The following is a 26,874-nucleotide window of genomic DNA, read 5'->3' on the forward strand; positions in this document are numbered from 1 at the left end:
GCTTTTGCCCGTCCCCTTGTCCGGTCAAGCTAACACACATTGCGGCTGGGGCAAGGTCTAGCGCAGACCCGCGCTTGCAGGCCGGGTCTAGCGACCGGTCCAGTTGCCCGGGCGCTTCTCGACGAACGCAGCCATGCCTTCAGTCTGGTCCTCGCTGCCGAACAGCCCGTGGAACAGGCGGCGTTCGAAGACGACGCCCTGCTGCAGCGTGGTCTCGAACGCGGCGTTGACCATTTCCTTGACCGCCAGCGTGGCGAGCGGCGCCATGCCGGCAATGGTAGCGGCGGCCTTGACCGCCTCGTCGACCAGATCGGCGACGGGCACGACGCGCGCCACCAGACCCGATTGCTCGGCCTCGGTCGCGTCCATCATCCGCCCGGTGAGGCACATGTCCATCGTCTTGGCCTTGCCGATCGCGCGCGCCATGCGCTGCGATCCGCCCATTCCGGGGGTCACCGCCAGCTTGATCTCGGGCTGGCCAAACTTGGCGTTATCGCCCGCGATGATGAAATCGCACATCATCGCCAGCTCGCAGCCGCCGCCCAGCGCATAGCCTGCAACAGCGGCAATAATCGGCTTGCGGGTGGCGGTGACGCGGTCATAGCCGGCAAAGAAGTTGCCGCCATACATGTCGGCGAAGGACTGCGTTGCCATTTCCTTGATGTCTGCACCGGCTGCGAACGCCTTTTCGCTCCCGGTTAGCACCGCGCAGCCCTGGCTGGCATCGGCATCGAACGCGGCGAGCGCGGCGATCAGATCGGCGAGCACCTGGCTGTTGAGCGCGTTCAGCGCCTGCGGGCGGTTCAGGGTGATCAGCGTGACGGCGCCGCGCTGTTCGACGAGCAGGGTTTCATAGGTCATCGGGCAATCTCCAAGGGCGTCCAGGCCTGATCAGCAGGCAGCGGCGCAAAAATGGTGTCGAGCAGCTCGTCGGTCACGCCTTCGGGCGTTTGCGGGTTCCAGCGCGGCGCGTTGTCCTTCTCGATGATCAGCGCGCGGACGCCTTCGATGAAATCGTGCATCTGCACGACGCGCGCACCGATGGCATATTCCTGCACCATTTCGGCAGCGAAATCAGGCATGTGCGCGCCGATCTTCAGCTGGCGCAGCGCCACCTTGCAGGTCTGCGGCGACTTGTGGCTCAGCGTGGCAAGCTCCTTGGCGCTCCATTCCGAGTCTTCGGCGGTCAGCGCGGCGAGGATGTCCTCGTAGCGGTCCGATGCGAACAGCCGGTCGATCAGCTCGCGGTTGCCCAGGATGCGCGCCGGCGGCGGCTCGACCGCAAGGCTCTCGAGAATTTCGTCGATCCGGTCGGGGTGTTCGGCGATTTGCGCCTTGGCGTTGGCAAGTGTGTCGGACGGCAGATAGTGCGTCGCCAGCCCCAGCGCATGGCACTCCGAGCCATCCAGCCGCGCGCCAGTCAACGCAAGAAACTGGCCGGTACGCCCCGGCAGCCGCGACAGGAACCACCCGCCGCCGACATCGGGAAACAGGCCGATGCCGGTTTCGGGCATGGCAAAGCGCGTGTTTTCGGTGGCGATGCGATAGCGCGCGGGCTGCGACAGGCCGACCCCGCCGCCCATCGTGATCCCATCCATGAACGCCACCACCGGCTTGGGATAGACGAACAGCAGATGATTGAGCCGATATTCGATGAAGAAGAATTCGCGCGCCTCTGTTCCGTCCTGCGCGCCGCTGGTCGCGAGCATGCGGATGTCGCCGCCGGCGCAGAAGCCGCGGCCTTCGGCATGGTCGATCATCACCGCCTCGACAGCAGGGTCGTCGATCCAGGCGACCAGCGCATCGGTCATGGCCTGGCACATCGCGGTGGTCAGCGCGTGGATCGCGCCAGGGCGGTTGAGGCTGATGATACCGGTGCGCCCTTCGACGCGGGTGAGAACATCGGTGGTCATATATCGATCCTTACTGGCGCAGCATTTCGCGTGCGACGATCATCCGCATCACCTGGTTGGTGCCTTCGAGGATCGAATGCACGCGCAGGTCGCGCCAGAAGCGCTCGATCGGATAGTCCTGCAGATAGCCATATCCGCCAAACAGTTGCAGCGCATCGTTGACGATCTTCGAACCGCTATCGGTGCTCAGCCGCTTGGCCATCGCGGCGAACTTGGTCTTGTCGGGCGCATTGGCCGAAACCTTGGCGGCGGCGAGATACAGCAACGCGCGCGCGGCCTCCAGATCGGTCGCCATGTCGGCGAGCATGAACTGGGTGTTCTGGAATTCGTTGATCCGCTTGCCGAACTGCTTGCGGTCGTTGGTGTAGCCGACCGCCTCGTCGAGGCAGCGCTGCGCCCCGCCCAGCGAGCACGCGCCGATGTTGAGCCGCCCGCCATCGAGCCCCATCATCGCGAAGCGGAAGCCGTCGCCCTCGGCACCGACTCGGTTGGCAACGGGGATGCGGGCGTTGTCGAAGATCACCTGCGCGGTGGGCTGGCTGTGCCATCCCAGCTTCTTCTCGTTGGCGCCGAAGCTGACGCCCCGGGTGTCCTTGTCGATCACCAGGCACGAAATGCCCTTGGGGCCATCCTCGCCGGTGCGCACCATGGTGACATACACGTCGTTGGCGCCCGCACCGCTGATGAACTGCTTCGAGCCGTTCAGCACATAATGATCGCCATCGCGAACCGCCTTGGTCTTGAGCGCGGCGGCGTCCGACCCCGATCCCGGCTCGGTCAGGCAGTAACTGGCGATCTTGTCCATGGTCACGAGGTCGGGGAGATAGCGGCCCTTCAGATCCTCCGAACCGAAGGTGTCGATCATCCAGGCGGCCATGTTGTGGATCGAGATGAACGCGCTGGTCGAGGGGCAGCCATAGGCCATCGCCTCCATGATCAGCGCCGCCTCGAGCCGTCCAAGCCCGATCCCGCCGCTCTCTTCGCTGACATAGATCGCGGCGAAACCGAGATCGGCGGCTTCCTTGATGGTGTCGCGCGGGAACACGTGTTTCTCGTCCCATTCGGCGGCAAAGGGCGTGATCCGGTCGGCGGTGAACTTGCGCGCGGCTTCCTGGATGGCAAGCTGGTCTTCGGTGAGCTCGAACTGGGTGGTCATGGCAATCCTGTCGCTGACATCTCTGGTCTGGAGAAGAACTATCCTCAAGGGCATCAGGCGAATAATCCAATCGCCCCGCTTTGGCCAGTGCGACCACCCTGCCCTTTTCCATAGGCCCCATGCGAAAATGCCCGTCCAGGCAAGGCAAGGTGCGATTGTCCGGCACAAATGCGCTGCTCCGGGATGACGCGCGGCCGATTGGCTGATAGCAGGGCAGACAATGGCCCTGCCCGACCCCCTGCCTGCGCCGGAATCAGCGCCTGCTGCCTCGATCAACAGGCCGCTTTACGGCATCGCCGCGCGGCTGTTTTCGGCGATATTCCTCACCGCGATGTTCGCCTGCGTCAAGCTCGCCTCGGCCCGCGGCGTTCATGTGCTCGAAAGCGTGTTCTATCGCCAGCTGATGGGCGTGCTGCTGATGGTCCCAGTCGCGCTGGCCGGCCCCGGGCTGGCCGCGCTCAAGACGCAGCGTCCCTGGACTCATGCCAGCCGGATGGTGGTGGGGATGGTCGCGATGACTCTCAACTTCCTGTCGTTTGCGCTGTTGCCGATCGCAGAGGCTACCGCGATCGGCTTCATGGTGCCGGTGGTCGCCACCTTGCTGTCGATCTTCCTGCTCAGGGAATCGGTCGGGGTGCACCGCTGGGGAGCGATCGCGATCGGGCTCACCGGCGTGCTGGTCGTGATCCAGCCCGGCGATGGCCACATCCCGCCGACCGGCGCGCTGGTCGCGATGTGCGGCGTGGCGATGACCGCGTGGGTGAGCATCCTGATCCGGAAGCTCGGCGCGACCGAAAGCCCGGTGACGACAATGTTCTGGTTCTCGGTCAGCTCGATGGTGCCGCTGGGCATCGCGATGCTGTTCGTCGGCCAGGCGCACGATGCGCAGACCTGGGGGATCATCGCCCTGATGGGGCTGTTCGGGGCCGCGGCGCAACTTGGCATCACCTGGTCGCTGCGGCTGGCGCCGGTTTCGGTCGTGCTGCCGATGGATTATTCGAGCCTGATCTGGGCCGCGCTGATCGGCTGGCTGATCTGGCAGAACTGGCCGGTGCCCGCGACCTGGATCGGGGCACCGCTGATCATCGGTTCGGGGCTGTACATCGCCTGGCGCGAAAACCGGCTGGCGCGGCTGCGCAAGGGCTGATCCCGCGCCCGACGCCCGCCGATCGCTCAGCCGACCTGCCGCTCGCGCCCCTGCCAGTAAGGCTCGCGCAGCGAGCGGCGCAGGATCTTGCCGGTGGCATTGCGCGGCATCTCGGGGATGACATCGATCGTCTTGGGCGCCTTGAACGGCGCGATGCGCTCGCGCGCCCAGGCGATCACCGAGGCGGGGTCTACCTCGTGCCCCGGCTTGGGAACCACCACGGCCTTGACCGCCTCGCCCCATTTGTCGTCGGGAATGCCGATCACCGCGACCTCGAGCACATCGGGGTGACCAAAGATCGCGTTCTCGACCTCGGCGGGATAGACGTTCTCGCCGCCCGAGATGATCATGTCCTTCACCCGGTCCTGGATGAAGACATAGCCGTCATCGTCCATATAGGCCGCGTCGCCGGTGCGCAGCCAGCCATCGGCGTCGACCGTCTCGCGGGTCTTGGCCTCGTTGCGCCAGTAGCCCACCATGTTGAGCGGCGAACGCGTGGCGATCTCGCCGATCGTGCCATTGGGCACGGTGTTGCCGCCGCCATCGACGATCCGCACCTCGACCCCGGGCAGCGCCTTGCCCGCCGAGCGCATCCGCTCGTTGCCCGCCGGGTCGTGATCCTCGGGCGGCAGCGCACAGAAGGTGCCGGTGGTTTCGGTCATGCCGTATTGCTGGCAGAAATCGGCACCCATGGTCTGCATGCACTGGCGCAGCAGCTCGAGCGGGATCGGGGCTGCGCCGTACATCACCAGCTTCATACGCGACCAGTCGGTCGTCGCCGCGCGCGGATGGTTCACCACCATCTGCAGCGCGGTGGGTACGAGGAACATATGGGTGACGCCATCGGCGACGCAATCGAGCACCGCATCGGGTGAAAACTCGGCGCGGATCACCGCGCGGCAGCCATTGTAGAACGCGATCGTGCCAACGCCCGAGCCTGCGATATGCGCGACCGGCATGATCACCAGCATCGAATCCTCGTGGTTGATCTTGTACCAGTCGACATCGGATGCCTCGATGATGGGGCGCAGGCCGAACATGTTGCGGTTGCACAGCACCGCGCCCTTGGGGTTGCCGGTGGTGCCCGATGTGTAAAGTTGCAGCACGCCGCGATCCGGGTCGGCCTCGGGCAGGTCGCCCTCGGGCTGCGTATCGACCCAGGCCTCGAACGAGCCGATGCCGCCGACATCCATGTCGCCCTCGACCAGGGTATGGCGCAAGGCATCGAGCCCCTCGCCGGCAGCGGTCGCAAGCTCCGCAAGCGCACCCTGGCACACCAGCATCACCGCTCCGGTGTCGGCGAGGATATAGCGGACTTCGGGCACCGCCAGCCGCCAGCCCACCGGTACCATGGCAAGCCCCGCGCGCGAGGCTGCCACCAACAGGGCGAAATACAGATTGGCGTTCTTGCCCAGCCAGGCGATCCGGTCGCCCGGCTGCAGCCCGGCGCCTGCGAATGCGCGGGCATAGCGGTCGACCAGCGCGTCGAGCTCGCGATAGGTGATGCGCTGGACGCCGTCATCCAGCGCGATGCCATCGGGACGTTCGTGCGCCCAATAGGCAATGGTCGATCCCAGATCGGTGCGCGCGTGCGCGGTGGTTGCCAGCATGTCTCTCTCCAATATCGTGAGGGCGGACCGTTTCGACCCTGCCGTTTACGTCAACAGGCTAGGCCTATTGCGCGTGGGTTGACAATAGAATTGCGTCAAACCCGGCGATAGACCAGCGACAGGGTGTTTGCCGGGCATCGCGATCAGCGCCGCAGCAAAAAGCCGCCCCACCCCTCATCGTCACCCCGGACTTGATCCGGGGCCCAGAGCAACCACGTGCGCCGCCGGGAATCAAAACCCTGGGTCCCGGGTCAAGCCCGGGATGACGGACAAAGCGGGCTGGCCGCCAAGGGGTCTGTGAATGGGTTGTCGGCTTTGGCAGAATTCATCGGATAGCTGCCTGACCGGACTTGGAGAGTTACCGATGCATCGGGAACGACCGTTTGTGGGTGGAAACCAGACATTCGGCTTTTAGTGCGTCGCCTCAACGAAGCTGCCTTCTTAACCAATCGCCCAACCGTCCAAATGACTGGGCTGCGGCGGGTGGCGGATGCTCGCTGATTTTGCTTCCGTTATAGACATTCACCGACCTGCTCACGGAGATGTAAGGCCCGGTGCGCGGCTCGAAGCTCCATCCTGCAAGGTACATGTTGGCCTTCGCAGCCGTCCCCCACATCAGTGGAACCGCACTTGTGAGCCAATCCTCGGTAGGCATGACGTCTTGCCATGCCTCAATGCCGCAGTGCCCTCCCACGTAATCAACATCAAACTCTTGACCACAGTTTTCGAACTCGCGCCTCGCAAGCTGGCAATACTGCGCCTCCATACCCCAGTTTTCCTCATCACCTGACGTGAGGGGGTAAAGGTGGAAGCAGACCTTTGGCTCAGAGATGTTTTGGTCAGCAACGTTTGCTATTTTCCGGATCGCTGCTCGCCCATGCAGCAGGTGATCCTCCATCGTCCAATCCGGCTCGTCCATCCTCGCGTCCATCCTCACCTACAGCCTCTCGCGGAAGAGCGTAGTGTTTTCCACTATAGGGGACAATGGTCAGAGCAGACGTTCCTCAATGTCTGTTTTGGGGTCGCTTGCCGAACGGCAGCTTTTTTCTCGCACCTCAAAAGCCGACATAGCTTCGATTCAGCACGCGCTACGCCGAACGCCTCCGGTAAACCAGCGTGAGATTGTTGGCTGGCATGGCGTGGCGGCTGGTCCGCGCGAAGCCATGGTCCGATGCGACGCGATCCATGGCATCAAGGTGGCGCAGTCCCCATGCCGGATTTCGCGCCTTGAGCGATTCATCGAACGCAAGATTGGAGGCTGCCGTCTCCACGCCCTCCTCAACGTAGGGCCCATAGAGAATGATGGGCGCCTCATCCGTAAGCACCTGCGCGCAGCCCTTGAACAATCCCAGCGTCGCATCCCACGGGCTGATGTGCACCATGTTGATGCAGATGATGGCGTCGGCGCGCTTGAGCGGCCAGCCGGGCTGCGCGGCATCGATCGCGAGCGGCGGCTGCACGTTGGATGCGCCCGCTTGCGCCGCCCAGGCCGTGATCGAGGCGAGCGCGGCGGGCTCGCAGTCGCTGGGCTGCCAGACGAGGTGCGGGAAGGCTTGCGAGAAATGCACGATATGCTCGCCGCTGCCGCTGGCGATCTCGAGCACCGTGCCTTGGGGCGGCAGCACGCCGCGAAGCACATCGGTGATCGCATCGCGGTTTCGCAAGGTCGCAGGCGCATGGCGGCGCGCTTCGGCGCCCGCCTCGTCGATCAGCCAGGGTTTCGGGTCAGTCATGCAAAGGACCATGCCGCGATATCGACCACCGCGCAATCAGGCAGCTTGCCAGAGCCGGTACGAGGCGGCACGGTGGCGGCGATGGACGACGAACCACCCCAGCTGCCGCGGATCGATGCCAGCATTGCGCCATCGGTCGGCTTTCCGCCGCCTCTGGTGTTCCTGGGCTTCATCCTGCTCGGACTGCTCACCGACCGGCTGCTGGGCCTGCCCGTCATGCCGATCGGCCGCGACCTGACCTGGGCGGGGTTTGCGCTGATGATGGCGGGGATCATGGTGCTGATCGTCTCGCTCGGGCTGTTCCGCGCGTATGGCGAGAACCCCGAACCGTGGACACCCAGCCAGGCGATCATCGCGCGCGGGCCCTATCGGCACAGCCGCAACCCGATGTATCTGGCGATGGTGATCATCCATATCGGCTATGCGATCTGGGATGCCAGCATGGGCGTGCTGCTGTTCGTGCCGTTTGCCTTCATCGCCATCGACCGGGCGGTGATTGCCAAGGAAGAGAAGTATTTGGCGACGCGTTTTGGCAAGCCGTATGAGGATTATTGCCGCCGCGTCCGGCGCTGGCTCTAGGCGCTCGGACCAACGCCGCGATCCGGGAAAGTGCCCACCCGGCGCGTCACCGGGTGGGCCTCCCCTCTCCTATTCGGCAGCTTCAGCCTGAGCGGCGGCGGGCTCGGTCCAGACCAGCACCGGCTTGCGCGCGGCCAAAGTCTCGTCGAGACGGCGGCGCGGCGCGAAATGCGGCGCGCTGTGCAGCAACTGATCGCCGGCCTTGGCGCGCAATGCCACCGAGCGGAATGCGCCGATGAACTGGTCGAGCGCGGCCTTGCTCTCGGTTTCGGTGGGTTCGACCAGCATCGCGCCATGCACCACCAGCGGGAAATAGACCGTCATCGGGTGGAAGCCCTCGTCGATCAGGCCCTTGGCGATATCGATGGTCGAAAAGCCCTCGGCCAGCCCCGCATCGGAGAACAAAGCTTCGTGCATGCACGGCCCCGCAGCTCCGAACGGTGCGTCGAGCACGTCCTCGAGCGAGCGCAGTACATAATTGGCGTTGAGCACCGCATCCTCGGCGACCTGCTGCAGGCCGTCCGCGCCGTGGCTCAGGATGTACGAAAGCGCGCGGGTGAACATGCCCATCTGGCCATGGAAGGCGACCATGCGGCCGAAGCTCGACGCGTGATGGTCCTCTGCGCTTTCTTCCTCGATCAGCGCGAGACGGCCGTCATCCATCCGCTCCACGAACGGCAACGGCGCGAACGGGGCGAGTGCTTCGGAGAACACCACCGGACCCGAACCCGGACCACCGCCGCCATGCGGGGTCGAGAAAGTCTTGTGCAGGTTGATGTGCATCGCATCGACGCCTAGATCGCCCGGGCGCACCTTGCCCACGACCGCATTGAAATTGGCGCCATCGCAATAGACGAAACCGCCCGCTGCATGCACCGCATCCGAGATCGTCTTGAGATCGCGCTCGAACAACCCGCAGGTGTTGGGGTTGGTGATCATCACGCCGGCGACATCGGGGCCCAGACGCGCCAGCAGCGCCTCCAGATTGATGCGGCCATCGGGATTGGCGGGAATGTCCTCGACCTGATAGCCGACGAATGCCGCGGTCGCAGGGTTGGTACCGTGCGCGCTTTCGGGGACCAGGATCACCGAACGCTTGTCGCCGCGCGCCTCGAGCGCCGAGCGGATCGCGAGGATTCCGCACAGTTCACCATGCGCGCCAGCCTTGGGCGACATCGCGACGCCCGCCATGCCGGTGAGCTTGATCAGCCATTCGCCAAGCTCGTCGATGACCGCGAGAGCGCCCTGCACGGTGTGGATCGGCTGCAGCGGATGGATGTCGGCAAATCCGGGCAGCCGCGCCATCTTTTCGTTCAGCCGCGGATTGTGCTTCATCGTGCACGATCCCAGCGGAAACAGGCCAAGATCGATGGCATAGTTCTGGCGGCTGAGGCGGGTGTAATGCCGCACGGTTTCCTGCTCGGACAGGCCGGGCAGGCCGATCGCGGCCTTGCGCTCGAGCCCGCCGAGGCGCGAAGCGACCTTGGGGGCTTCCATCAGATCGACCCCGGTGCGGGTGGAATCGCTGATTTCGAAGATCAGCGCCTCTTCCAGCATCAGCGCGCGGTTGCCGGTGCTGGTCGCCTGGGCGGTGCCTGCGTCATCGTCCACCGACTGGCGAGTCGGGCGGCCCTGGTTGTTCATGCTCATGCCAGCACCTCCTGCAAAGCGGCCGCGAAGGCCTCGATATCCTCATGCGTCGCCGTCTCTGTCACCGCGACGATCAGCCCGTTCGAAAGCGCTGCTTCTTCAGGGTAAAGCCGTCCGAGCGAAACCCCGCCGAGGATCTGGCGATCAGCCAATTCGCGCACGATCGCGCGCGCATCCTTGGGAAGAACCAGAGTGAACTCGTTGAAAAAGCTGTCATTGAGCACCGACACGCCGGGCACCTGCGCCAGACGGTCAGCGGCGGTCACCGCCATCGCGTGGTTGATCTCGGCGAGCGAGCGCAGCCCCTTCTCGCCCAGCAATGTCATATGGATGCTGAATGCCAGCGCGCAAAGTCCCGAGTTGGTGCAGATGTTGCTGGTCGCCTTTTCGCGGCGGATATGCTGCTCGCGGGTCGACAAGGTCAGCACATAGCCGCGTTTGCCCTCGGCATCGACGGTCTCGCCGCAAAGCCGGCCCGGCATCTGGCGGACGTATTTCTGCTTGCAGCCGAACAGGCCCACATAGGGCCCGCCGAACTGCAGCCCGACACCAAGCGACTGGCCTTCGCCGACCACGATGTCCGCGCCCATCTCGCCCGGGCTGCGCAGCGCGCCCAGCGCCACGGGCTCGGTCACCACCGCGATCAGCAGCGCGCCGGCTGCCTGAGTCGCCTGCGCCAGCGCGGTGAGATCACCCACGCGGCCCAGAATGTCGGGATACTGCACCACGACACAGCTGGTGTTCTTGTCGATCTGCGCGATCAGAGCGTCGATATCGGTGTCTGCGGTCAGCGTCGGCGCGGAGTGCACCAGTGCATCGCCGGTGAAGCGCGCCATCGTCTTGGCGACGCCGACATAATGCGGATGCAGACCCGACGACAGCAGGGCGGTCGCGCGCTTGGTGATCCGCCGCGCCATGCCGATCGCTTCCCAGCACGCGGTCGAGCCGTCGTACATCGAGGCATTGGCAACATCGACGCCCAGCAGCCGTGCGACCTGAGTCTGGAACTCGAACAGCATCTGCAGGGTGCCCTGCGCGATTTCGGGCTGATAGGGCGTGTAGGCAGTGAGGAACTCGCCGCGCTGGATCAGGTGATCGACCGAGGCGGGAACATGGTGGCGATAGGCGCCTGCCCCCATGAAGAACGGCACTTCGCCGGCAACCAGGTTCTGGCCGGCAAGCTTCTTCATGTGGCGCTCGACCGACATTTCGGGCGCGTGCATCGGCAGATCGTGGATCGGCCCGCTCAGCCGCGCTTCCTGTGGAATGTCGATGAACAGGTCGTCGATCGTCGCGACGCCAACGGTGGCCAGCATCGCCTGACGGTCATGGGAGTTGAGGGGAAGATAGCGCATGGGTGAGTGATGTCCTGTGGCGGAATAGCCCGGGTATAATCAGGGATTGCGTGTCGGATCAGAGGCCTGCGACGTATTTCTTGTACGCGCCCTCATCCATCAGACCTTCAAGTTCGCTGGCATCGCTGAGCTCGAGCTTGAAGAACCAGCCATCGCCTTCGGGATCGGTGTTGACCAGCGCAGGCTCGTCGGCGAGCACGTCATTGCCTTCGACGATGGTGCCCGAGACCGGGCTGTAGACGTCGCTGGCGGCCTTGACCGATTCGACGACCGCGGCTTCATCGCCCTTGTCGAACTGCTTGCCCTCGGTGGGGACGTCGACGAACACCACATCGCCCAGTTGCTGCTGCGCGTAGTCGGTGATGCCGACGGTGGCGATGTCGCCTTCGACTTCGACCCATTCATGTTCTTCGGTAAAATAGCGGCTCATGATCCGGCTCCGTTCGTTCAGGTAAAATCAGGCCGCGGTGGGCCGGTGGTAGCGATGGGGTACAAAGGGCATGGCAGCGACGGTGACCGCGATGCGCTTGCCACGCACCTCGGCTTCCAGCGCGGTGCCGATGGCGGCGTGCGCGGCCGTGACCATGCCCATCGCGATCGGCGCGCCCAGGCTGGGGGCGAAACCGCCCGAGGTCACCTTGCCAACCAGACGATCACCCGCAAACAGCTCGGCGCCCTCGCGCACCGGCTGGCGGCCCTCGACGGCCAGGCCGACGCGCTTGCGCGGTGCACCGCCGGTGAGTTCGCCCAGCACGCGCTCGGCACCGGCAAAGCCGCCTTCGGCGCGGCGACGCTTGCTGATCGCAAAGCCCAGATCGCCTTCGATCGGGCTGGTGTCTTCATCCAGGTCATGGCCGTAGAGCGGCAGGCCCGCCTCAAGCCGCAGCGAATCGCGCGCGCCCAGCCCGATCGGCTTGACGCTGTCGATCGCGCACAACCGGTCGGCCAGTGCCGCGGCATGGTCGCAATCCACGCTGATCTCGAAACCGTCCTCGCCGGTATAGCCCGAGCGGCTGATCCACAGCGACATGTCGTCCAGCGTGAAAGCGCCCGCCTGCATGAAATAGAGCGAGGCCACGTCGGGGATCAGGCTGGCCAGTGCTTCGCCCGCCTTGGGCCCCTGCAGCGCGAACAGCGCGCGCTCGTCGAGCAGCGTGATCACCACCTCATCGGGGAAAGTCTCGCGCATATAGGCAAGGTCATCATATTTGCAGGCGCCATTGACCACCAGATAAAGGTCTCGCTCGCGCCGGGTGATCATCAGATCGTCGAGCACGCCGCCATCCTCGCCGAGCAACAGCGAATAGCGCATGCGGTTGACAGGGAGCTTGGCGATCTCGCCGGGGACCACCGTTTCGAGCGCGCCATCGGGGTCTTCGCCGGTCAGCAGCACCTGGCCCATATGGCTGACATCGAACAATCCGGCGTTCTCGCGCGTCCACAGATGCTCTGCCATGACGCCTTCATACTGCACTGGCATCTGGTAGCCCGCAAACGATACCATCCGGCCACCCCGCGCGCGGTGCCAGGCGTCCAGCGTCAGCAATTTGTCAGGAATGCGCTCGAGCATCTCGGCGATATAATCGGTGGTCATCTGGCACTCCGGTGGCATGAGGCTGAACGCCACGGCACGGCCCATTGGCCCTGCCCGACATCCAACCCCCTCTGTCACTTGAACCTGAGAGCTTTCATGATGACCCGCGTCGCGGACCCCCATTTACCCCTTCGGTGGAGCAGCCCGGCAGGGCCACCCGCTTTCCAGAGCGCCGACTAACGACACGGTCCCGATGACCTGAGAGATTCCGGGGCGGTTGCTCCTTCGGTGGCGGGGCTTGCACCCCGCGCTCTCCCGTGTCGTTTTCAAGGGCTTGCGCCCCATCGACGCCTGAGGGAATGACCAAAGCCGAAAGGGCTGTCAATCAAATTACGCTGCGTTGCAATATCCGCACGTCAGACGTGGCTGAGCCCCTCGGGCGCATGGCCGAAAATCGCGCGGTGGCAGGTCAGCGCGAACCGGTCGGTCATCCCGGCGAGGAAGTCTGCGAAGTGGCGGCTCTGCGGGGGCTCGCTTGCGGGCATGCGGGTACGCCAGTCCTCGGGCAGAAGGCCGGGATCACCGCGATAGGCGGCAAACAGCGCGGCGATGACTTCGCGGGCCAGCGCCGCCGCCTCGAGCTGGCGTGGGTGGTGATATACGCGCTCGTACATGAACGCCTTGAGCTGCCGCTCCTGCGCCGCCATGGGTTCGGAAAATCCGGCGATCGTCTGTCCGGCGCTGCGGACATCCTCGATCGATGTGATCCCCAGAGCGGCGATTCGCGCGCGGGTCGATGCGATCACGTCATTGACCATCAGGCCGATCTGGTCGCGGACGAACTCTGCCTGCAGCCTGTCGGGGCTGACATCGGCAAAGCGCTGGCGGATCGCGTCCCATTGCGCAGCAGCGAACGGCAGAGCGAGCAGGTCGTCGAACGCCAGAAAGCCCGCGCGCAGGCCGTCATCAATGTCGTGGTTGTCATAGGCGATGTCGTCGGCGACCGCTGCCACCTGCGCCTCGAGCGAGGCATGACGACCGAGGTCGAGATCGAACGCGGCGTCGATCTCTGCCAGCGCCCAGGGTGCGGCGCTGACTGGGCCGTTGTGTTTCGCCAGCCCTTCGAGCACCTCCCAGCTGAGGTTCAATCCCTGCCAGCGCGGATAAGGCGATTCGAGCACGTGCAGCGCGCGCAGCGTGTGGGCGTTGTGATCGAAGCCGCCCTGCCCCGCCATCGCTTCCTGCAGCGCATCCTCGCCGGCATGCCCGAACGGCGGGTGGCCGATATCGTGCGCCAGGCACAGGGCCTCGGTCAGATCCTCGTCGAGCCCCAATGCGCGCGCGATCGTCCGCCCGATCTGCGCCACCTCGAGGCTGTGGGTCAGCCGGACACGGTAATGGTCGCCATCGGGCGCGACGAACACCTGCGTCTTGTGGCGAAGGCGGCGAAAGCTGATCGAGTGGATGATGCGGTCGCGGTCGCGCTGGAATGCGCTACGCGGGCCCCGGGTTGGCGCACCGCCTTCGGCATATTGCCGTCCGCGCGTGGCATCGGGATCGCAGGCATAAGGAGCGCGGGGGTGCATTGGCTTGGTACCGTTTTCAAAATATGGCGGGTGCCGGACAAAGGCCGGAAAACGGACCCTCCATCGGCCAAAGCCGCGTGGCGATCAACCCTCGCCCATGATCCAGTCGACCGCGGCATGCGCGTGGATCTCGGTGCCATCATAGATCGGCAGCACATTGGCCTTGGTGTCGATGATCATCTCGAGCTCGGTGCAGCCGAGCACCACCGCCTCGACGTCTTCCTTGGCGATGTTGGTGAGGAACGTCTTCATCGTGCGCTCGGATTCGCGCACCACCCGGCCTTCCATCAGCTCGTCATAGATGATCCGGTCGATCTCCTCGACGCGGTCCATCTTGGGCGCGAGCAGGCTGATGCCGTGACGGATCAGCCGCTGGCGATAGAAGCTCTCGAGCATCACGTTGCGCGTCCCGATCAGCGCGGCACGCTTGATACCATCGGCCTGCATCTTCTCGCCGACGCAATCGGCGATGTGGATGATCGGCACGCTGACGGCGCCCTGCACCCGGTCGTAGACCTTGTGCATCGAATTGGCGCAGATCAGGATCGCGGTGGCGCCCGCCTGTTCGAGCGAGCGCGCCGCTGCGGTGAGCTTTTCGGCGGCATGATCCCAGCCCTCGGGCGTGGTCACCTGCGCCAGATCGCAGAAGTTCAGGCTCTCGATCACCATCGGACCGCTGCACAGCGATCCTGCGCGCTTCTGCACTTCCTTGTTGATCAGCCGGTAATAGGTTTCGGTCGAAACCCAGCTCATCCCGCCGATCAGGCCTATCTTCCGCATCCGGCTCAGTGCCCCAGGTTCTTGCAGATATCCTCGACCATCTTCTTGGCGTCGGCGAGCAGCATCATCGTCTGGTCCATGTAGAACACGTCGTTGTCGACACCCGCATAGCCCACGCCGCCCATCGAGCGCTTGATGAAGAACACGGTCTTGGCCTTGTCGACATCGAACACCGGCATGCCATAGATCGGCGATGATTTGTCGGTCTTCGCCGCGGGATTGACCACATCGTTGGCACCGATGATGAAGGCGACATCGGTCTGCGCGAACTCGCTGTTGATGTCCTCGAGTTCGAACACCTCGTCATAGGGCACGTTGGCTTCGGCGAGCAGCACGTTCATGTGGCCGGGCATGCGGCCTGCAACCGGGTGGATCGCATATTTGACGCTGACGCCTTCCTTCTTGAGCAGGTCGCCCATCTCGCGCAGCGCGTGCTGCGCCTGCGCCACCGCCATGCCGTAGCCGGGCACGATGATCACGCTTTCGGCCTGCTTCATCATGTACGCCGCGTCCTCGGCGCTGCCGCGCTTCCACGGGCGATCGATCTTGGGTGCGCCATCGCCGCCGCCGCCGGATTCGGCACCGAAACCGCCCGCGATCACCGAGATGAAGCTGCGGTTCATCGCCTTGCACATGATGTAGGAAAGGATCGCACCCGACGAGCCGACCAGCGCACCGGTGATGATCATCGCGGTGTTCGACAGGGTGAAGCCCATCGCCGCTGCCGCCCAGCCCGAATAGCTGTTGAGCATCGAGACGACGACCGGCATGTCCGCGCCGCCGATGGGGATGATCAGCAGGAAGCCGATGATGAACGCGAGTACGGTGATCGCGAGGAATAGCCAGCCTTCGCCGGGACCGCCTTCGGGCGACACGGTGTAGACTGCGATCATGCCGAGGATTGCGGCGAGCACGCCCAGGTTGATGACATGACGCCCCGGCAGCATGATCGGCGAACCCGACATGTTGCCGTTCAGCTTGAGGAACGCGATGACCGATCCCGAGAAGGTGATCGCACCGATCGCGACGCCAAGGCCCATTTCGACGCGGCTGACCGCGAGGATCTGGCCGGTGGCATCGAGAATGCCGAACGCTTCGGGGTTGAGCCATGCGGCCAGCGCCACCAGCACTGCGGCCAGGCCGACCAGCGAGTGGAATGCGGCCACCAGCTGGGGCATGTCGGTCATCTTGATCTTGCGCGCGATGACGAAGCCCGCAACGCCGCCGATTGCGATCGCGGCGATGATCTCGACGATGTTGGCGATGTCATGCGTGATCAGCGTGGTGATCACCGCGATGCCCATGCCGATCATGCCGAAACGGTTGCCGTCGCGACTGGTTTCGGGGCTGGAAAGCCCGCGCAGCGCGAGAATGAAGAACACGCCGGCGACCAGATAGGCCAGCGACACCCAAGGGCTCACCGGGGCGGCATCGCCTCCCGAAGCAAACGCGGGAACCGAGGTCAGCGCGCTGCACGCAGCAGCGGCGAACGCCAGCGGACGTTGGCGGATCGAACGGCGATTGAAATTCATTGCTGCCCCCAGAGCCATCACTTGCGCTCCTTCTTCTTGTACATCGCAAGCATGCGCTCGGTGACGGCAAAGCCGCCGAAGATATTGACCGATGCGAACACCACTGCCAGCAGCCCCAGATATTTGGCGATAGCCGATCCGGCCTCGGCGCTGGCAATCAGCGCGCCGACGATGATCACCGACGAAATCGCATTGGTCACCGCCATCAGCGGCGTGTGCAGCGCGGGGGTCACCGACCAGACAACGTAATAACCCACGAAGCAGGCCATCACGAAGATCGAGAGGATTGAGATGAAGTCCATCTTCACATTCTCCATTCACCCCGCTTGATCGGTCCTACGATCCGTCGGGAATGTGCCGGCGATCGCCGGCCTAAACATCGATTGCTGGCGATCAGCTCGCGAGCAGCCTCTCACTGACCACTTTGCCGCCCATCGTCACGCGGACGCCCTGGACGATCTCGTCATCGTCGGGGAACACGGGCGCCTTGGCTTCCTTGTCCCAGAAGGCCGAGAAGAAGTTGAACAGGTTGCGTGAGAACAGCGCCGAGGCATCGGTCGCAAGCCGCGAGGGCACGTTGCGGTGGCCGACGATCTTGACGCCGTGCCTGATCACGACCTCGCCTGCAACCGCGCCCTCGACATTGCCGCCCTGCTCGACCGCAAGGTCGACCAGGACGCTGCCGGGCTTCATGCTAGCGATCTGCGCGTCGGAAACCAGCCGCGGCGCGGCGCGGCCCGGGATCAGCGCGGTGGTGATCACGATATCCTGCTTGGCGATGTGCGACGAGACCAATTCGGCCTGCGCCGCCTTGTATTCGTCCGACATTTCGGTTGCATAGCCGCCTGCGCCTTCGCCCTCGATGCCGGCGACGTTTTCGACGAAGATCGCCTTGGCGCCCAGCGACTGGATCTGTTCCTTGGTTGCCGAGCGGACGTCGGTGGCCGACACCTGCGCGCCCAGACGCCGTGCGGTGGCGATCGCCTGGAGCCCGGCAACGCCGACACCCATCACGAAGACCTTGGCAGCCGACACCGTGCCTGCGGCGGTCATCATCATCGGGAACGCCTTGCCGTATTCGGAGGCGCCATCGAGCACCGCCTTGTATCCGGCAAGGTTCGACTGCGACGACAGGATATCCATCGACTGCGCACGGGTGATGCGCGGCATGAACTCGAGCGCGAGCGCCTGAAAGCCCGCGGCGGCATAGGCATCGATGCGCGCCCGCTCGCCGAACGGGTTCAGCGACGCTGCGATCATCGCGCCCGGCTTGGCGCCGGCCAGGCTGGCGGGATCGGGCCCCTGGATGCCGAAGATGATATCGGCACCCGCGAGCACCTCTGCGCGCGAGGCGACAGTGGCACCGGCAGCGGCGAAATCGGCATCGGATACCGACGCGAACTCGCCCGCCCCGGTCTCGACCGCCATTTCCGCGCCCAGCGCGATGAATTTCTTCACCGTTTCCGGGCTCGCCGAAACGCGCCGTTCACCCGATGCCTGCTCCTTGAGGACCGCGATTTTCATGCAGGTCGCCGGTCAGCTGGCGATGAGAACGACGACGAACGCTGTCACCAGCGCCGCGATGATCGTGCCGGTCTTCATCCAGCCCATGAACCCTTCATAGGTCTGGCGGGCGGTTTCGATGTTGTTGCTGGACATGTCGTTGGCCATGGTCAGAGCCTTCCCCATTACAAATGTTGCCGAAATTAAACTCGGTTCGCCTTAACCGAATGCCGGGTGCGGCTCAATCCCGCAAGCGTCAATTCGCTAGTGTGCTCCCAAGCATAGCTTTAATCGGGTTTTTACCACATGCGACTAGACGAACCCATGATGGCAAAAGAACGAACCGACGCAGATCAGCAAATCCGCCGTGTGATGCTGATCGATAACGAACCGGCGCAATGCCGGCTGGTCGCCGCGCTGGCGGCCAAGGCTGGCTGGCGCACGGTGTTCGCGCATGATTCGGAAACCGCGATCGCGATGCTGGGCACGCAGGAAGGGATGATGCTCGATGCCATCATCCTCGATCAGTGGGTTCCGGGCGACGAGGCCGCCGAACTGATCGCCGAGCTCAAGTCGCGCCGCCCTGCCCTGCCGATCCTGATGCTCACCGCCAGCACCTCGCCGCTGCTCGCGGTCGAGGCGATGCGGGCAGGCGCCACCGATTACCTGATCAAGCCGATCGCACCCGATCGGCTGGTCGCCGCGCTCAACGCCGCCGTTCGCAAGGACGACGCCGACGAGCTGCGCCCGCTGACCGAAAAGATCGCAGCGCCGCTCGATTTCGACGAGATGATCGGATCGTCGCCGCGCTTCCGCGCCGCGCTCGCCATCGCCGCGAAATCGGCGCGCACCCATTCGCCGGTGCTGATCGAGGGCGAAAGCGGCACGGGCAAGGAAATGATCGCGCGCGCCATCCATGCCTCAAGCCCGCGCGCCAAGCTGGCGCTGCGGCTAGTCACCTGCGCGGGTGCGTCGAGCGGCCAGCTCGAATCGCAGCTGTTCGGGCATGAACGCGGTGCGTTCCCCGGCGCTTTCGACCGGCATGTCGGCGTGATCCAGCGGGTCGAGGGCGGCACGCTTTTCATCGACGAGATCGATCAGGTTCCGCTCGAATCGCAGGCCAAGCTTGCCGATGCCATTCGCGAGGGTGAAATCCGCCCGCTTGGCGCGCGGCACAGCCAGCGCTGCGACGTGCGCTTCATCTGCGCCAGCAACTCGCCGCTCAAGCCGATGGTCGAGGCAGGCACCTTCCGCGAAGACCTGTATTACGCGATCGCCCCGGTGCAGATCACCATCCCCGCGCTGCGCGACCGTTCGAGCGACATTCCTTCGCTGGTTCGCCATTTCCTCAACCGCATCGCCGAGCAGCCCGGCATGCGGGGGCTCGGCATCACCGACGAGGCGCTGTCGCTGCTGTCGAGCTTCGACTGGCCGGGCAATGTCCGCCAGTTGCAGAACGCGCTGTTCCGCGCCGCGATCTTCTGCGACGGCGATGCGCTGACCACGGCCGAGTTCCCGCAGCTCACCACCATGCTGGGCGAGGACGAACCGCGGCGCGCGTCGGCCAGCCATGACGGCATAGGGATCCAGCTCTATGCCGAGGACGGCAATCTGCGCCCGCTCGAGGAAATCGAGGCGGACGTCATTCGCCTCGCCATCGGCCATTATCGCGGGCGGATGACCGAAGTCGCGCGCCGGCTGGGGATCGGCCGGTCGACACTGTACCGAAAGCTGACCGAGCTGGGCATCGACAACGCCGCCTGAGCGGCACGCACACTCGCGGCTTTTTCCCTTCCCTGCGCTGCCCGCCATCCATAAGAGCGGGCAGATGACTCAGCCCATCCTCGACGTGTTGCATGACACCTTCGGTTTCTCGGCCTTTCGCGGCGTGCAGGACCAGGTGGTCAGCCGCGTCATGGCTGGGCGCAACACGCTGGCGATCATGCCCACCGGCGCGGGCAAATCGCTGTGCTATCAGCTTCCCGCCGTCGCGCTCGATGGTTGCTGCGTCGTCATATCGCCGCTGATCGCGCTGATGCACGACCAGCTGCGCGCGGCGACCGCGCTCGGCATCCGCGCCGCAAGCCTGACCTCGGTCGATGCCGACTGGCAGGAAACGCAGGACCGCTTCCGCGCGGGCGAGCTTGATCTGCTTTATGTCGCTCCCGAACGCGCGAGCTCGGAAGGGTTCCGCAACCTGCTGGGCCGCGCGCCGATATCGATGTTCGCGATCGACGAGGCGCATTGCGTTTCGGAATGGGGGCATGATTTCCGCCCCGATTACCGGCTGCTGCGGCCACTGCTCGACAGCTTCCCCGATCGTCCGCGCCTCGCGCTGACCGCGACCGCCGATGCGCACACCCGCGAGGACATCCTCAAGCAGCTGGGTATCGAACGCGACGGGATGATCATCGCGGGATTCGACCGGCCCAACATCCGCTATGCGGTGCACCCGCGCGATGGCCTTACCCGGCAGATCGGCGATCTGGTCTCCGCCAATCCCGGCCCCGGCATCGTCTATGCGCAGACCCGCGCAGGCACCGAGAAGCTTGCCGAGCAGTTGGCCAAACTCCCTGGACCAGGTGGCAAGCGCCAGGTGCGCGCCTATCACGCCGGGATGCCGCCCGAGGTACGCCGCGCCAACCAGGACGCGTTCATCGCCAGCGAAGACATGGTGATGTGCGCGACCGTCGCCTTCGGTATGGGGATCGACAAGCCCGATGTACGCTTCGTGGTGCACGCAGGGCTGCCCAAGTCGATCGAGGGATATTACCAGGAATCGGGCCGCGCAGGCCGCGATGGCGAACCTGCCGAGGCGCATCTGTTCTGGGGCGCGGACGATTTTGCCCGCGCGCGGATGCGGATCGGCGAGATCGAGCCCGAGCGGCAGGCGGGCGAGCGCGCGCGGATCTCCGCGCTGGGCGCACTGGTCGAGACCGGCAGCTGCCGCCGCGCGATCCTGCTGCGGCACTTCGGCGAGAGCCCGCCCGAGACCTGCGGCAACTGCGACAACTGCCTCAACCCGCCCGCGAGCGTCGATGCGACGCAGACCGCGCGCAAACTGCTTTCCGCGGTCTACCGCACCGGGCAGAGCTTCGGCATCGGCCATCTCGAAGCGGTGCTGCGCGGGCAGACCAACGACAAGGTCACCCAGCGCGGTCACGACCGGCTTTCGGTGTTCGGGATCGTGCAGGACGACGAGGTCGCGCTGATCAAGCCGGTGGCGCGCGCGCTGCTGCTGCGCGATGCGCTCGACACCAACGAACATGGCGGGCTGATGCTCGGCCCCGGCGCGCGCGCGATCCTGCGCGACGAGGTGCAACTGTCGCTGGTGCTGCCGCCCAAGCGCGCCAAGCGCGGCAGGCGCGGGTCGGACGACAGCCCCAACCCGGTGAGCAATCCGCTGTTCGAGGCGCTGCGAGCGTGTCGCCGCGAGCTGGCGCAGGAGGCCGGCGTGCCGCCCTATGTCATCTTCCACGACAGCACGCTGCGCGAAATGACCGACCGCAGCCCGCGCACGCTTGATGCGCTGTCGCGCATTTCGGGCGTCGGCACTCGCAAGCTCGAAGCTTATGGAGAGGCCTTCCTGCAGGTGATCCTTGACCACGGCGCATAATGCACGGATATATTGACACGTATTGTGCCAATATATAGCCTTTCGGGTATCGGATATACGAGAGGATCCCGCATATGCCCCAGCCCTTCACCGTGTTGAACGAGGTCTTTCCAGGCGATCCAGCGACCATGGCGGGGCTGATGCAGCCGGGGCCCGATGGTCCGATCTTCATGATCAACCTACTGAAGTTCAAGGACAAGGCGGTGTACGAGGATGGCCGCGAGACCGACCTTACCGGACGCGAGGCCTATATGATCTATGGCCGTGCGGTGGCGCAGTTGCTCCCCACGTTCGGAGGCGTCGCGATGTTCGCCGCAGATGTCACCTTCCTTTCGCTCGGCCAGGTCGGCGAGCTTTGGGACGAGGTCGCGATCGGCGTCTACCCCAAACGTGCCGACATGGTGCGGATGTCGATGTCCGAAGAGTGGCGCGAAATCGCGGTCCACCGCAGCGCCGGACTTGACGGCCAGCTCAACATCGAGACCGTGCTGTCGGCCGAAGCGATGGCCATGCCCTGGCTGCAGCCTATCCTTGCGCAGATTGGCGCCAAGGGGTGACAGCGACAAGGCTTGCTAGTAAGCCGCTTAACATGGACGCACCCTCCCCAGCCCGCCATCCCGATGGCCGCAAACAGCGCAGTGAACGCAGCCGCCTCGCGATTGTCGATGCCATGCTCGACATCATCATGGGGGGCAAGATGGAGCCCAGCGCCGCAGAGATTGCCGAGCGCGCCGGGGTGAGCGCGCGCACGGTGTTCCGCCATTTCGAGGAAATGGACAGCCTTTACAGCGAGATGACCGAACGGATGGAGGCGCAGATCATGCCCATCATCCAGTAGCCTTTCACCGGTGAAGGCTGGCGCGCGCAGCTGGGCCAGCTGCTCGAGCGCCGCGCGATGATCTATGAAAAGATCATGCCGCTGAAGATCGCTGCCAGCATCCGCCGGTTCAGCTCGGACTATCTGATGCTCAATTACCAGCGCTTCCTGCATCTGGAGCGCACGGGTCTTGAAAACGTGCTGCCCGATGCGGTGCGCAAGAATGCCATCCAGATGTCGGCGATCGAGATGTGCGCGGGCTTCCAGACCTGGCGCAGGCTGCGGCAGGACCAGAATCTGAGCATCGAGCAGGCGGCCGACGTGGTCAAGCTGACCATCGAAAAATTGCTGGACTGACCCCGATGCGCGGCGCGCTGGCCCTGCTGTGCGCAGCATCGCTGGCGCTTCCAGGGTGCAAGCAGGCGCCTGACGAGACGCCGGACCAGCCGGCCACAGCCCGGGCCAGCTGCCTCCCCAAGAGCTTTGTCGCGGGCCGCTTCATCCCCCTGCCCGGCGGATCGTTCCTCAAGGGCGCCGACCCGCTTTATCCCGAGGAGGCGCCGTCGATGCAGCTGCGCGTCAGCGGCTTCCAGATCCAGAGCCATGAGGTCACCAACGACCAGTTCGCCGCCTTCGTGCAGGCCACCGGCCATGTCACCGATGCGGAGAAGGCCGCCACCAGCGACGATCCCGCTGCCGGGTCCGCGCTGTTCCTGCGCGACGAAGACGGCCGCAACGGGCGCTGGGTGCTGCGCAAGGGCGCAACCTGGCGCGCGCCCGAGGGCAAGGGATCATCGATCACCGGCAAGGGTCGCCACCCGGTGGTGCATGTGACGCTGGCCGATGCGCGCGCCTATGCCACCTGGGCCGGGGGGCGCCTGCCGACCGAGGAAGAATGGGAATATGCCGCGAGCACCGGTCTTCCCGACGGCGCCAACCGCTTTTCCGGCGCGGTGGACGATGCCGGTAAGCCGCGCGCCAATCACTGGCAGGGCGTGTTTCCGGTGGTCGACGAGGGCAAGGACGGCTTTTCGGGCACGGCGCCTGCGGCCTGCTTCCCCGCGGATCGCAACGGCGTGCACGATCTGATCGGCAACGTCTGGGAGTGGACCGACAGCCCGGCCGACGATGCGCACATGATCATCAAGGGCGGCAGCTGGTTGTGCGCGGCGAATTTCTGCGCGCGCTATCGCCCGGCCGCGCGCCAGCCGCAGGAAAACGACTTTTCCTCCAACCATATCGGCTTTCGCATCATCCGCGATGTCGCAGCGCCAGCGCCAGGAACAGCGCGATGACCGGCAGCGCGACCAACACCGCATAGCTTTCCGGCGGATGATGGGTGCCCGGCTTGAGCACCCAGAAATTGAGCGCGTGCAACGTCCGTTCGAGCAACAGCAGTGCTAGCGCCAGCGGCACCAGCGCGCGATAGCGCAAAGCCGCCGTCAGCATCATCAAGCCCCAGACGATCTGCGTCGCGCCTGCCCAGGCGAACAGGCCAATCGTCCGCCCGCCATCGCGCGCCAGGTCCAGCCCCGCGATCATGCCGGCACCGCCATCGGGCGCGAACACATGGATCATCCCCGGCACCACCGCCAGCATGCCGCACAGCGCGAGGAAGAGGGACGATGCCGTGGCAGGCAGGCGCGGCTCGGCGGCAGGCAGCAATCGGGCCATCAATTGGGCCAGTAGATATAGGGATCGCCCTTCTTGAACTTCACGCCCAGAGGCTTGTCGATCGCCACCGGCGCCTCGATGGTGTGCGGGTAGAGCGGCTTGCGCGCGCCTTTCTGGTGGCTGGCGAGCAGCGCCTTGAGTTCGTCCACCTTGGCGCGATTGCTCGCAGCCAGATCGCGCTTTTCGGTGGGGTCGTCCTTCAGGTTGAACAACCAGGTCTTGGCGGGCCTTTCGGTCACCTGCAGCTTCCAGTCGCCCTGGCGCACCACCCGGTAATAGGCGCTCTGCCAGTAGATCGCGTCGTCGGGGCGCTTGCCAACGGGGTTTGCGGGATCGTCGCCGAGCAGATCGACGCCGTCGATGGCCAACCCAGCCGGGATCGGCGCGCGACCGGCTTTGGCGAAGGTGGGCATCAGATCGATATGCGCCACCGGCGTGTCGACCACCGTCCCCGGCTTGATCCGTCCGGGCCAGCGCACGAACATCGGCACGCGGATGCCGCCTTCGAACAGCGTCAGCTTCCACCCGCGATAAGGGGCGTTGACCTCGGGCAAGCCTATATAGCCCGCGCCGCCATTATCGCTGGAAAAGACGATGATCGTGTTGTCGTCGAGCCCCTGCTGCTTCAGCGACGCCATGATCCGCCCGACGCTGCGATCGAGCGCGCGCACCATCGCGGCATAGACGCGCAAGCGGTGAGGCTTGATATCGCCCACCGCCTCGTAATCCGCCTTGGTCGCCTGCAGCGGGGTGTGGACGTTCCAGTGCGCAAGATACAGGAAGAACGGGCGGTTGCGGTTCGCCTCGATCACCTTGATCGCCTCGTCGGTCCAGTAATCTGCCAGATAGCCGCCGGGCTTGAACCAGTCGCCGCCATTGTAGCTGGTGGCATATTGCATCCGCGCCCAGAGGAACTTGTCGATCGGGTCGAAGGGCAGCTTGGCGTTGACCGAGTTCGGGTCGTCCTCGGGCAGATGCAGCGCGCTGGCCATCAACAGGCTCTCGTCGAAGCCCTGCGCATTGGCGCTGAATTCCGGTCCGTCGCCCAGATGCCACTTGCCGATATGGACGCTGTGATAGCCCGCAGGTTTCAGGATCTCGGCGATCGTGCGCTCGCTGCCGGGCAGACCCTGGCCATCGAAATCGGGCGCGCCTTCGACCGCTGCCTCCTTGTAGGTCAGTGGCGGCAGACCCGAATCCATCTCCGCCGACAGCGCCGAGACGATGCGCCCCATACCATCGGGGGTGGGGGTGAACTCGAACCCGGTACGCGTCGGATAACGCCCGGTGAGGATCATCGCCCGCGATGGGGCGCAGCTCGCAGTGCCCGAATAGGCGTTGGAATAGATCGCACCCTCGCCCGCCAGCCGGTCGATATTGGGGGTCGGCACCAGACCGCCTGCGACGCCGCCGCCAAAGGTCGAGATGTCGTTGATGCCGAGGTCATCGGCGAGGATGAAGACGATGTTGGGCGGGCGCTCGCCGGCAGGGAGCGTAGCCACATCGGGGCCCTTCTGCCAGGGAACCGGCCGGTTGGGCGCGACATCGTGCTTGCCGAAGTTTGACGCGGCAAACAGCAGCACGGTGCTCTTGTTGAACCACGCCCAGGTGCCGCCGGCCACCAGCAGCACGAGCAGTGCGATCAGGCCCTTGCGGATCATGCGGCCGGCTCCGTGACAAACATCTCTTCGCATCCGGTCCCCGCAAGCAGCGCGTCGAGCGCTTGCCTTGCATCCTCGGACAGGGCGTCGCGCGCCGCGCGCAGCGTCAGCAGGCACTTGGCCTGATAGGGAAACACCGGCTGGGTCCAGCGCTTGCCGTCGATAATGGTCTCGAAATCGCTTTGCCCGGCAGTGGCGGCTTGGGCGTTGGCGAGCAGGAACGGAACATAGACGCGGCCGATCTCGGCAAGCAGCTCGCCCAGATGCGCCCAAAGCGCGCCAGGCTCCAGCCATTGGCCATCGGGCAATCCCGACAGGTCCTCCACCCGGTCGAGCCACGCACGCAGGCGCGGCGAGGATTGCGCCATGATCCGCGCAGGCGTGGGGTCGACAATGCCCAGCTGGGTCAGCTGGCCATAGATCGCGAAGTCCGCCGCCGAGGGGCGCGTTCCCAGCACGAAGCCCTGCCGCTGGACGATACGGTCGAGAATGCCGACCAGCCGCTGATAGCTCGCCTCGATGATCGGCGCGGTAATGTCATTCGATCCCACGACATACAGCCGGTCGATCTGCCGCCGGGCAAAGCCATCGGCCATCGGCCGCGCAACCTCGTCGGCATAGCGGCTGTCCTGCCAGAAGATCAGCAGCGGCCCGGCATTGGCCGCGTCCTCGGCATAGTGCCAGCGATAGTGGAACATCGCCTTGGTCATCCACTCGTCGGCGAAATCCTCAATCAGCAGGTCGAGAAAACCCAGCAGCTCATCTTCGGGCAGGACCGAGCGCCCCTCATACTCCGCCTCCAGCCGCCGGATGATCGGGGTGGAATCGACCACCGCCTCGCGATCATCGCCCTCGCTGAAATAGACCGTGGGGAGCAGTTTGACCTTGGGCGCGGGATAGCCGGGCATGGGCTGCATATGGCTGCCCCAGATCATGCGGTGCGCGATGCGGCGATAACGCAGCAGCGCCAGCATCTTGCGCGAATAGGGTGATCCCGGAGCCCCGAGCAACTCGACCGTTTGCATCCA

General features: G+C 65.0%; 27 protein-coding genes and 1 riboswitch. Of the genes, 8 read left to right on the top strand and 19 right to left on the bottom strand.

From position 1 onward, the window contains the following. Positions 1–87: 87 nt before the first annotated feature. From B5J99_RS16765 to B5J99_RS16775, 3 genes are read right to left on the bottom strand one after another with little or no spacing between them, the layout of a single operon-like run. Entirely contained in the window at positions 88–861 is a 774-nt protein-coding gene (locus tag B5J99_RS16765) for an enoyl-CoA hydratase (protein ID WP_117353046.1), read from the bottom strand. Next, a complete protein-coding gene (locus B5J99_RS16770) occupies positions 858–1,913 on the bottom strand; it encodes an enoyl-CoA hydratase/isomerase family protein (protein WP_117353047.1) in 1,056 nt (351 codons plus the stop codon). Before B5J99_RS16770 ends, B5J99_RS16765 begins: the two co-directional genes overlap by 4 nt. 10 nt (positions 1,914–1,923) lie before the next feature. After that, complete coding sequence (locus B5J99_RS16775; RefSeq protein ID WP_117353048.1) at positions 1,924–3,069, bottom strand: acyl-CoA dehydrogenase family protein; 1,146 nt, start codon at positions 3,067–3,069, stop codon at positions 1,924–1,926. 220 nt (positions 3,070–3,289) lie between these two features. Between B5J99_RS16775 and B5J99_RS16780 the strand changes: the two genes are divergently transcribed. Continuing rightward, entirely contained in the window at positions 3,290–4,216 is a 927-nt protein-coding gene (locus tag B5J99_RS16780; RefSeq protein ID WP_083231375.1) for a DMT family transporter, read from the top strand. 26 nt (positions 4,217–4,242) lie between these two features. On the opposite strand, the gene B5J99_RS16785 is transcribed toward B5J99_RS16780, so the two are convergent. From B5J99_RS16785 to B5J99_RS16795, 3 genes are all read right to left on the bottom strand, one after another. Then, a complete protein-coding gene (locus B5J99_RS16785) occupies positions 4,243–5,826 on the bottom strand; it encodes a fatty acid--CoA ligase (RefSeq protein WP_117353049.1) in 1,584 nt (527 codons plus the stop codon). A 424-nt stretch (positions 5,827–6,250) separates the two neighbouring features. Next, the gene (locus tag B5J99_RS16790; RefSeq protein WP_150126238.1) at positions 6,251–6,745 is read right to left on the bottom strand and encodes a hypothetical protein; all 495 of its coding nucleotides are present in this window, start codon (positions 6,743–6,745) and stop codon (positions 6,251–6,253) included. A gap of 169 nt (positions 6,746–6,914) precedes the next feature. Continuing rightward, a complete protein-coding gene (locus tag B5J99_RS16795; RefSeq protein ID WP_117353050.1) occupies positions 6,915–7,559 on the bottom strand; it encodes a DUF938 domain-containing protein in 645 nt (214 codons plus the stop codon). 81 nt (positions 7,560–7,640) lie between these two features. Here B5J99_RS16795 and B5J99_RS16800 point away from each other — a divergent pair, with 81 nt between their 5' ends. Next, positions 7,641–8,138, top strand: coding sequence for a methyltransferase family protein (locus B5J99_RS16800; protein WP_117353051.1), 498 nt, complete (start codon positions 7,641–7,643; stop codon positions 8,136–8,138). A gap of 69 nt (positions 8,139–8,207) precedes the next feature. Here the strand turns inward: B5J99_RS16800 and gcvPB are convergent, their stop codons facing one another. From gcvPB to B5J99_RS16850, 10 genes are all read right to left on the bottom strand, one after another. After that, on the bottom strand, positions 8,208–9,788 hold the full coding sequence (gene gcvPB, locus B5J99_RS16805; RefSeq protein WP_117353052.1) for an aminomethyl-transferring glycine dehydrogenase subunit GcvPB: 1,581 nt from the start codon (positions 9,786–9,788) through the stop codon (positions 8,208–8,210). Further along, entirely contained in the window at positions 9,785–11,143 is a 1,359-nt protein-coding gene (gene gcvPA / locus B5J99_RS16810) for an aminomethyl-transferring glycine dehydrogenase subunit GcvPA (RefSeq protein WP_117353053.1), read from the bottom strand. Before gcvPA ends, gcvPB begins: the two co-directional genes overlap by 4 nt. A gap of 58 nt (positions 11,144–11,201) precedes the next feature. Further along, positions 11,202–11,573 carry a glycine cleavage system protein GcvH gene (gene gcvH, locus B5J99_RS16815; RefSeq protein ID WP_069050282.1) on the bottom strand — a complete coding sequence of 124 codons (372 nt, stop codon included), beginning with the start codon at positions 11,571–11,573 and terminating at the stop codon, positions 11,202–11,204. Positions 11,574–11,600: 27 nt separating this feature from the next. Beyond that, positions 11,601–12,737 (bottom strand): glycine cleavage system aminomethyltransferase GcvT, encoded by a 1,137-nt coding sequence (gene gcvT, locus B5J99_RS16820; RefSeq protein ID WP_117353580.1) that lies wholly within the window; start codon positions 12,735–12,737, stop codon positions 11,601–11,603. 175 nt (positions 12,738–12,912) lie between these two features. Next, a riboswitch (glycine riboswitch) is annotated at positions 12,913–13,005 on the bottom strand. 88 nt (positions 13,006–13,093) lie between these two features. Beyond that, positions 13,094–14,263, bottom strand: a complete 1,170-nt coding sequence (locus tag B5J99_RS16825; protein WP_117353054.1) for a deoxyguanosinetriphosphate triphosphohydrolase — start codon at positions 14,261–14,263, stop codon at positions 13,094–13,096. 84 nt (positions 14,264–14,347) lie between these two features. Then, positions 14,348–15,043 (bottom strand): aspartate/glutamate racemase family protein, encoded by a 696-nt coding sequence (locus B5J99_RS16830; RefSeq protein ID WP_117353055.1) that lies wholly within the window; start codon positions 15,041–15,043, stop codon positions 14,348–14,350. A gap of 5 nt (positions 15,044–15,048) precedes the next feature. Continuing rightward, a complete protein-coding gene (locus B5J99_RS16835) occupies positions 15,049–16,575 on the bottom strand; it encodes an NAD(P)(+) transhydrogenase (Re/Si-specific) subunit beta (RefSeq protein ID WP_231683853.1) in 1,527 nt (508 codons plus the stop codon). A 17-nt stretch (positions 16,576–16,592) separates the two neighbouring features. Further along, positions 16,593–16,877, bottom strand: coding sequence for an NAD(P) transhydrogenase subunit alpha part 2 (locus tag B5J99_RS16840; protein WP_117353581.1), 285 nt, complete (start codon positions 16,875–16,877; stop codon positions 16,593–16,595). A gap of 91 nt (positions 16,878–16,968) precedes the next feature. Beyond that, on the bottom strand, positions 16,969–18,099 hold the full coding sequence (locus tag B5J99_RS16845) for an NAD(P) transhydrogenase subunit alpha (protein WP_117353056.1): 1,131 nt from the start codon (positions 18,097–18,099) through the stop codon (positions 16,969–16,971). Positions 18,100–18,111: 12 nt separating this feature from the next. Next, positions 18,112–18,246 carry an aa3-type cytochrome c oxidase subunit IV gene (locus B5J99_RS16850; RefSeq protein ID WP_054134796.1) on the bottom strand — a complete coding sequence of 45 codons (135 nt, stop codon included), beginning with the start codon at positions 18,244–18,246 and terminating at the stop codon, positions 18,112–18,114. A gap of 204 nt (positions 18,247–18,450) precedes the next feature. On the opposite strand from B5J99_RS16850, the gene B5J99_RS16855 reads away from it, so the two are divergent. The 6 genes from B5J99_RS16855 to B5J99_RS16875 all read left to right on the top strand — a co-directional run bounded on the left by B5J99_RS16855 (position 18,451) and on the right by B5J99_RS16875 (position 23,806). Next, positions 18,451–19,842 (top strand): sigma-54-dependent transcriptional regulator, encoded by a 1,392-nt coding sequence (locus B5J99_RS16855; RefSeq protein WP_245991669.1) that lies wholly within the window; start codon positions 18,451–18,453, stop codon positions 19,840–19,842. Positions 19,843–19,906: 64 nt separating this feature from the next. Next, positions 19,907–21,694 carry a DNA helicase RecQ gene (gene recQ, locus B5J99_RS16860; protein WP_117353058.1) on the top strand — a complete coding sequence of 596 codons (1,788 nt, stop codon included), beginning with the start codon at positions 19,907–19,909 and terminating at the stop codon, positions 21,692–21,694. A gap of 74 nt (positions 21,695–21,768) precedes the next feature. Further along, a complete protein-coding gene (locus tag B5J99_RS16865) occupies positions 21,769–22,251 on the top strand; it encodes a DUF1330 domain-containing protein (RefSeq protein ID WP_069050287.1) in 483 nt (160 codons plus the stop codon). Positions 22,252–22,283: 32 nt separating this feature from the next. Continuing rightward, positions 22,284–22,532 (top strand): TetR/AcrR family transcriptional regulator, encoded by a 249-nt coding sequence (locus tag B5J99_RS19695; protein WP_211337841.1) that lies wholly within the window; start codon positions 22,284–22,286, stop codon positions 22,530–22,532. A 57-nt stretch (positions 22,533–22,589) separates the two neighbouring features. Then, positions 22,590–22,868 carry a hypothetical protein gene (locus B5J99_RS19700; protein WP_211337842.1) on the top strand — a complete coding sequence of 93 codons (279 nt, stop codon included), beginning with the start codon at positions 22,590–22,592 and terminating at the stop codon, positions 22,866–22,868. 5 nt (positions 22,869–22,873) lie between these two features. Beyond that, entirely contained in the window at positions 22,874–23,806 is a 933-nt protein-coding gene (locus tag B5J99_RS16875; RefSeq protein WP_117353059.1) for an SUMF1/EgtB/PvdO family nonheme iron enzyme, read from the top strand. Here B5J99_RS16875 and B5J99_RS16880 read toward each other — a convergent pair. The 3 genes from B5J99_RS16880 to B5J99_RS16890 are packed head-to-tail and all read right to left on the bottom strand — an operon-like array spanning position 23,763 to position 26,871. Next, positions 23,763–24,185 carry a hypothetical protein gene (locus tag B5J99_RS16880; RefSeq protein WP_117353060.1) on the bottom strand — a complete coding sequence of 141 codons (423 nt, stop codon included), beginning with the start codon at positions 24,183–24,185 and terminating at the stop codon, positions 23,763–23,765. The genes B5J99_RS16875 and B5J99_RS16880 overlap by 44 nt on opposite strands. Then, positions 24,185–25,846, bottom strand: a complete 1,662-nt coding sequence (locus B5J99_RS16885) for a sulfatase (protein ID WP_171900192.1) — start codon at positions 25,844–25,846, stop codon at positions 24,185–24,187. The genes B5J99_RS16880 and B5J99_RS16885 overlap by 1 nt, the downstream gene beginning before the upstream one ends. After that, complete coding sequence (locus B5J99_RS16890) at positions 25,843–26,871, bottom strand: glutathione S-transferase C-terminal domain-containing protein (RefSeq protein ID WP_117353061.1); 1,029 nt, start codon at positions 26,869–26,871, stop codon at positions 25,843–25,845. Before B5J99_RS16890 ends, B5J99_RS16885 begins: the two co-directional genes overlap by 4 nt. Positions 26,872–26,874: the final 3 nt, after the last annotated feature.

The organism is Blastomonas fulva (assembly GCF_003431825.1).
Taxonomy (GTDB): domain Bacteria; phylum Pseudomonadota; class Alphaproteobacteria; order Sphingomonadales; family Sphingomonadaceae; genus Blastomonas; species Blastomonas fulva.